Raw genomic sequence first — 5,952 nt, forward strand, 5'->3', positions numbered from 1 at the left:
CGGATATTCGGCACGGCGCCTTGCTATGATCAGGCGGTTCGCGCAGGTACGGCTGGCTCGGTTTGTTCGGGCCAGACACCGGCGCAGCATGGGCTTCGGCTGGCGGGTGCTGATACGCTCCCGGCCGGTGGACCTCGGCCTGGTCAGCCTGTCTGGGATTGTCGTCACTCCCAGGGCCGGAAAGCTCTGGCGGGAGAGACCGAATGCCGGCGGTGAACGGCGTCGGTAAGCCGTGTGTGGGAGAACCACATGCACGGATTGACGGGGGGCGGCTGGAGACGGAGCATGCTATGGACGGCCGGGATGAGAAACGGGCGGGAAACCGCGCGGACAAAGGTACCGGACCACGCGCCTAAAGCGAGATGCCACCGCGCCAGTCGCCTACCCTACAGACGTCGAGATTGACGGCCAGGTCAGGCCCGTCCCGGGAGCCAGACAGCGCACACTGCTCACGGCGCTGCTGATCAGCAACGGCCGGCCCGTGTCGACGGAGGAGCTTTATCAGGAGTTGTGGGGAGAGAACCCGCCGGCTAAGATGGATAACTCGCTACAGGCCCACATCTATCGGCTGCGTCAGACTCTCGAGCGCCTTGTCGGCCGGAGCGACACGCCGCCCACGCTAGTCACCAGGTCACCGGGGTACATGCTGGAATTCGATCTCGACATGCTGGACATGAATCAATTTCGGAGGAAGATCGCCGAGTCCAGAGCGGTGCGGCACGACGCCCCGAAAACGTCACACGCTCTGTTGGTCGAGGCGCTGCTACTTTGGCGCGGCACGCCGATGCAGGACGCGGCGACCGGACCATTGTGCCAGGGCGTGGCACTCCAGCTGGAGGAGGAGTACATGACGGCAGTCGAGGACCGGATCTCGCTGGGAATCGACTGCGCGGACCCACTGCACGTCATCGGCGAGCTGAGGCGGATGAGCACTAGCCACCCCTGGCGCGAGCGCATCACCGAGCTGCTTATGCTGGCGCTCTATCGGTCGGGACGGCAGGCCGAGGCCATCGAGGCATACAACCAGGCCCGCTGGCGGCTGGCCAACGACCTCGGAATGGAGCCGTCCGACCACCTCCGGCAGCGCTTCCAGGAGATCCTCAGCCAGGCGCCTCATCTTCAGAACTCGCCCGTCCAGGTCCTGTGCGGCGGTGTCTCATTGCATCGTTGATATCCGGATCGGGCGAAACCGCTCGGGATCCTACTGGGCGAAGTTCCCCAAGGCCGTCGCGAAGGTCACCGACGATCTGGATGTGCTGCTGGTGTTCTACGACTACCCTGCCGAGCACTGGGTGCATCTACGGACCACGAAAACCCGATCGAGTCGATGTTCGCGACCGTCCGTCACCGCACCCNGGTCACCAAAGGCCCGGGACCACGTGCCGCCAGGCTGGCCAGGGTGTTCAAGCTCATCGAGGCCGCCCAGGCACGCTGGCGGGCGGTCAACGCACCCCACCTCGTCGCCCTCGTCCGCGCTGGCGTCGTCTTCGTGGGCGGCCAGCTCGTCGAACGACCCACCACCACACCCGTCACCCAGGGTGCCTAACGATCACCAGCCGCAAGTCTTGCACTATTCCTCCTGCGCCCCCGAGCGCGACGAGGCCGCCAGTCGCGCAACTCGATGCGCGTGCGAGCCCGGTGCCGAAACCGTTACAGTACCAGGCTACCCGATCGAACGAGGTATGATACCCGGCGACCATGTCGCTCACGTTCCGGACAGCCTCGCGTTCAGCATCGAATAACATGGGCTCCATGGCGATTGCCGCCCCGGAGACGGGCAGCTATGTCAACGTAGGAACCCTGATAAGAGCCTGGCGTGAGCGGCGACGGATCAGCCAGCTCGCGCTGGCGCTGCGGGCCGAGAGCTCCGCGCGCCATATCAGCTTCATCGAGACGGGCCGGACTCGACCCAGCCAGGGTATGGTCATGCGCCTTGCCGAGCATCTGGAGGTGCCTATACGGGACCGCAACACGCTTCTCGTCGCGGCCGGCTATGCTCCAGNCTATAACGAGACGCCGCTACAGGACCCGCAGATGTACGTTCTCCGAACAGGACTGAAAAACCTGCTGGCGGCCTATGAGCCCAATCCTGCGCTGATTATGGATGGTAAATACGAAATTCTGATTGCCANCCGCGGCATCCAGGCGCTGCTCGGCGATCTCCCGGAGCACCTGTTGGAACCACCGATGAACGCCATACGGCTCACCCTGCACCCGCAAGGCCTGGCCCCTCGGATCCGCAACCTCGCCGAATGGCGCACGCACCTTTTGGAGCGCATTGACCGNCAGGTTGCGCTGCGGCCTTCGAGTGAACTCAGCAAACTGCGAGATGAGGTCTCAGCATACCCGGCGCCCGGGCCAGAATCAGCCCAGGCGGAAGAGGCTACCTCCACCGCGGAGCAGCACCAGCTCGCGCTGCCACTGAAGATCCAGGCCGGCGAAAAGACCCTGTCTCTCATCTCGACGGTCACCACCTTCAACACACCCATGGATGTGACCGTCTCCGAGCTGGCGGTGGAGATGTTCCTACCTGCCGACCCGGAGACGGCTCAGGCACTTCAGGCACTCCAGGCCGCTCAGGACGGCGCGTCCGTCACGGGCGTGTCATGAGGTGACGTTGACCGCTCGGTGTCTCGTCCAGGCCGCGCGCTCGTCGTCGCCCGCCGGTGACGGGCCAGTCGGGCCGCTGGGAGACAGCGGCGGTGTGCCGGTGGGTCGGTGTAACCGGTCGTGGTTGCGCGGGTTCCATGGGCTGTGCCGGCCGGGCTCCGCGTCACGGATTTCCGGCCGGCCAGCTTTCCCGACGGTCCATGCCGCCTGCCGGTTCAGGCTCCCGGTAGGCGGTCCAGGAAGCCACTGACCGATCTGATGCGACCGTCCTCAGCAAGGGTGATTACGTCGAATCCGGTGGCCGGAGCCGAGCCGTCGGCCTTCGAGACCAGTTCCCAGGAGAAACGAGCGATGTTGTGATGCCCGTCAGGGGAACCAGCGAGCCGGAACTCGAAACCAGGGAACTGTTCGTGCGCGCCACTGATCGCGGCGGCAATACCGTCGTGACCGCTGACGTCGGCCAGCGGGTCAGTGTAGGTTCCCTCCTCCGTGAACGCGGCGGCGACCGCGTCCTTCAGGTCCTCGGGAGTTGCGGCGTTCCAAGCGGCGAAGTACCGCTGGACGGCGGCATCGAACGTAGTCAACTTAGTACCCTTTCATTCTTGTGCTGAAATGGTGCCCTGGAGTCACGCCCGGCTACGACGCAGGGCGGCGAACTGAAGCACGGCGAAACCGCCGACCGTTGCCGCCTGTAGCGGGATCCAAACCTGCCCGGCGATGCTGGGATCGTCAAACCAGAAGACCCGCGCGACGATGCTGAGCACCGCCCAGGCGAGGTTGGCCTCGATCACCGCGTTGACGGCCAGTATCGGAAACCGAGTCCGGCTGGCGAGCAAACCGACCGCCAGGCCGTAGAGGACCAGGAAAACGCCGAGTCCGACCAGTAGATCACTGCCCACCCCAAGCAGCCGACCCAACGCCCCCGACGCGGCCAGATAGACGAGTCCGTTGACCGCCGTGACAACGGCGTCGAGGGCAAGGAAACGCCGCAGCCAGACAGCCCCGTCCGATCCGGCCCCAGCACGGATCGAGAACTGGCTCGTCGTTGTGGACATCGATCGGCCTCCTCGACGCGATGACGTGTGACGCAGGCACAGGCACAGGGTTCCGCGCCCACGAACAGCGTGGGCCACACCCGCCAGGGTGGTCGATTACCACCCAGGTAATCGAACCTCGACCGGTGTCCACCGTCGGGTGTGGACGGTCACGAAATCCCCCGGTTGTGAGGAGCTGACGGTTACGTGATCCCCGGCCGGAGGCGGGGACAAGAGTTCGCCTCTCTCGAGGAGATGCGCGCCGAAGCCGTCCGCTGGTGCGTTGAGGTCGCGGGTGTCCGGGCGTGCCGGCCGTTGGACGGCGCCGCCCCGCTGGCCGTCTTCGACGCCGCGAAGCGGGAGTCGTTGCGGCCGCTGCCGCCGTCGCCGTTCGTGGCGGCGCGCTGGTCGACGGCGAAGGTCGGCCCGGACATCCACGCCCGCTCTACCGGGGTCATGGTCCAGTTCATCCTCGACGGCCCCGACGCGCTGTTCGCCGACGTCATTCCCCTGGCCATCCCGCCCGCCGCGACGAGCACCCGCACCCACGGGCCGCGGTCGGTCTCGATCCCGACCACGACCTGCTCCGGGCCGGCGTCCTCGGCCAGGTGCCGCCCGATCAGCGCGTGCAGCCGGGCGATCCCGGCCACGCCCTCCGGCAGCCGGCCCTTCGCCAGTCGCCGACCCGTCTCGTCCTGCACCTCCACATCGTGGTGGTCCTGCGCCCAGTCGTCACCGACGAACAGCATCCGGGTCTCCCGTCTCTCGGCACCAGGTCCGGCAGCCTCCAGGAGNTCCACCACACCCTAATGGTCAAGTGCTCACGCCACGATCAGCGGGCACGACATCCCATCTATGGTCCGCTCTCCCGACCACCGGCAGGGGCACGGTCTGACCTTAGGACTCGTCCTGCGTCCAGGGGCCTCGAGTGCTCACCTGCTGGCGGCTACCGGAACCGAGCCTGCCTCACGGCTGCCCGGTATGTCCCATTAGGGGCCTGCCAGGCCAGGACCCGGATCCCCTCGTGGAGGTAGTCGTAGCCGGTCGACCGGCTTACCCGATGATCCTTGCAGAGCTGGCGCATTCTCGTGCCGTCGCAGAACCAGCGCAGGACGAACACGGCCTGATCCCAGCACGACAGCCGCCGTGTACCCGCCCTGGTACCCCTGCGTTTCCGTTCCGCCACGAGCAGTACGGCCCGTCGGGCAACGGTATGCGCGCCGAGGGGCAGCTCTGCGGTGTATGTGACACTCATGGACGACGCGGGGCCTCTTGGAAGTCGGTCTGTAAGAGGACTTCTTCCTACCGAGGCCCCGCGTTTCGCGTCTCACTACCCCCAACAGCGTCACCTTCCGTGACGATCACACGGCGTCGCCGATCGTCACTGGGAAAGGCTCAGTGCGCGGCCAGATAGGTGTCCCGCGTGTCTGGGCGGCGGCGTGCGCCGCCTCGGTGAGCGCGGTCCGCAGCCACGTCGACCCCTGACGGCTACGACCCGACCGGGCCTTCCCACCGGAGGCGTGGTTACCCAGACAGATCCCCGCCCAGGACGCCAGATGTCCCGCGGTCGGGAAGCGGCCCATGTCCATCCCCGCCTCAGCGATCAGACACTGCGCCGTCCGCTGGGCCACCCCGGGGATCGTCATCACCCGCCCCACCAGGTCCACGAAAGGGGCCAGCATCACCTCGACCTTGCGGTCCAGCTCCGCGACCGCGGTATCACACAGGTCGATCTGCGCCAGCAACTGACGGACCAGCAGCTTCTGGTGATCCGCCAACGGCCGGCCGGCCAACGCCTCCCGCAACTGCGGGATCTTCACCCGCAGCCGGCGCCGCGCGAGATCCGCGAGCACCTCCGGGTCCTCCTCCCCGGCGAGCATCGCCTCGATCATCACCCGACCGGACTTCCCCAACAGTTCCGAGGCCACCGACGTCAGCTTGATCCCACAGTCCCGCATGACCTTCTCCAGGCGTTGCACCGCCCGGGTACGGTCCTCGATCGTCGTGCGCCGGTGCCGGGTGAGATCCCGTAACGCCCGGATCGGTTTCGGGGGCACGAACGACGGCCGGACCAGACCATGTTCCAGCAGCTGCGCGATCCACGCCGCATCGGTCACATCCGTCTTCCGACCCGGAACATTGTGCATGTGCTGGGCGTTCAGCAGCCAGCATTCGAAGGAATCCTCCAGCATGTAATACACCGGCTTCCAGTACACGCCGGTAATCAGGCGTCGCCGTAAGGCCGTCCGTGACGGAGGTTGACGGGTCGGGAATCGGTCCGGCGTGTCGGTCACGGACTGCGAATCTG

5 protein-coding genes and 3 pseudogenes are annotated in these 5,952 nt (G+C 66.4%); 3 read left to right on the forward strand and 5 right to left on the reverse strand.

Features of this window, described 5'->3' with window-relative positions; all coding sequences use genetic code 11:
- Positions 1-400 precede the first annotated feature (400 nt).
- The 3 genes and pseudogenes from CED_RS20665 (at position 401) to CED_RS20675 (ending at position 2,610) form a co-directional block, all read left to right on the forward strand.
- Positions 401-1,171: an AfsR/SARP family transcriptional regulator gene (locus CED_RS20665; protein ID WP_051868979.1), complete on the forward strand. Its 771-nt coding sequence runs from the start codon at positions 401-403 to the stop codon at positions 1,169-1,171.
- A gap of 31 nt (positions 1,172-1,202) precedes the next feature.
- Positions 1,203-1,546, forward strand: a pseudogene (locus CED_RS23180) (transposase); the annotation flags it as partial.
- Between the two features lie 206 nt (positions 1,547-1,752).
- Positions 1,753-2,610 (forward strand): helix-turn-helix domain-containing protein, encoded by an 858-nt coding sequence (locus CED_RS20675; protein ID WP_051868980.1) that lies wholly within the window; start codon positions 1,753-1,755, stop codon positions 2,608-2,610.
- Between the two features lie 215 nt (positions 2,611-2,825).
- Here the strand turns inward: CED_RS20675 and CED_RS20680 are convergent, their stop codons facing one another.
- The 5 genes and pseudogenes from CED_RS20680 to CED_RS20700 form a co-directional block, all read right to left on the reverse strand.
- Complete coding sequence (locus CED_RS20680) at positions 2,826-3,194, reverse strand: nuclear transport factor 2 family protein (RefSeq protein ID WP_035913508.1); 369 nt, start codon at positions 3,192-3,194, stop codon at positions 2,826-2,828.
- A gap of 42 nt (positions 3,195-3,236) precedes the next feature.
- Positions 3,237-3,665 (reverse strand): hypothetical protein, encoded by a 429-nt coding sequence (locus CED_RS20685; RefSeq protein ID WP_035913510.1) that lies wholly within the window; start codon positions 3,663-3,665, stop codon positions 3,237-3,239.
- Positions 3,666-4,168: 503 nt separating this feature from the next.
- Positions 4,169-4,393 (reverse strand): annotated as a pseudogene (locus CED_RS23185) (transposase); the annotation flags it as partial.
- Positions 4,394-4,599: 206 nt separating this feature from the next.
- Positions 4,600-4,899: pseudogene (locus CED_RS24055) on the reverse strand (IS5/IS1182 family transposase); the annotation flags it as partial.
- A gap of 106 nt (positions 4,900-5,005) precedes the next feature.
- Positions 5,006-5,952 (reverse strand): IS110 family transposase (locus CED_RS20700; RefSeq protein WP_235187231.1); only part of this gene is annotated, 947 nt, incomplete at its 5' end.

Origin of the sequence: Frankia sp. CeD, assembly GCF_000732115.1 — a bacterium.
Lineage (GTDB): Bacteria > Actinomycetota > Actinomycetes > Frankiales > Frankiaceae > Frankia > Frankia casuarinae.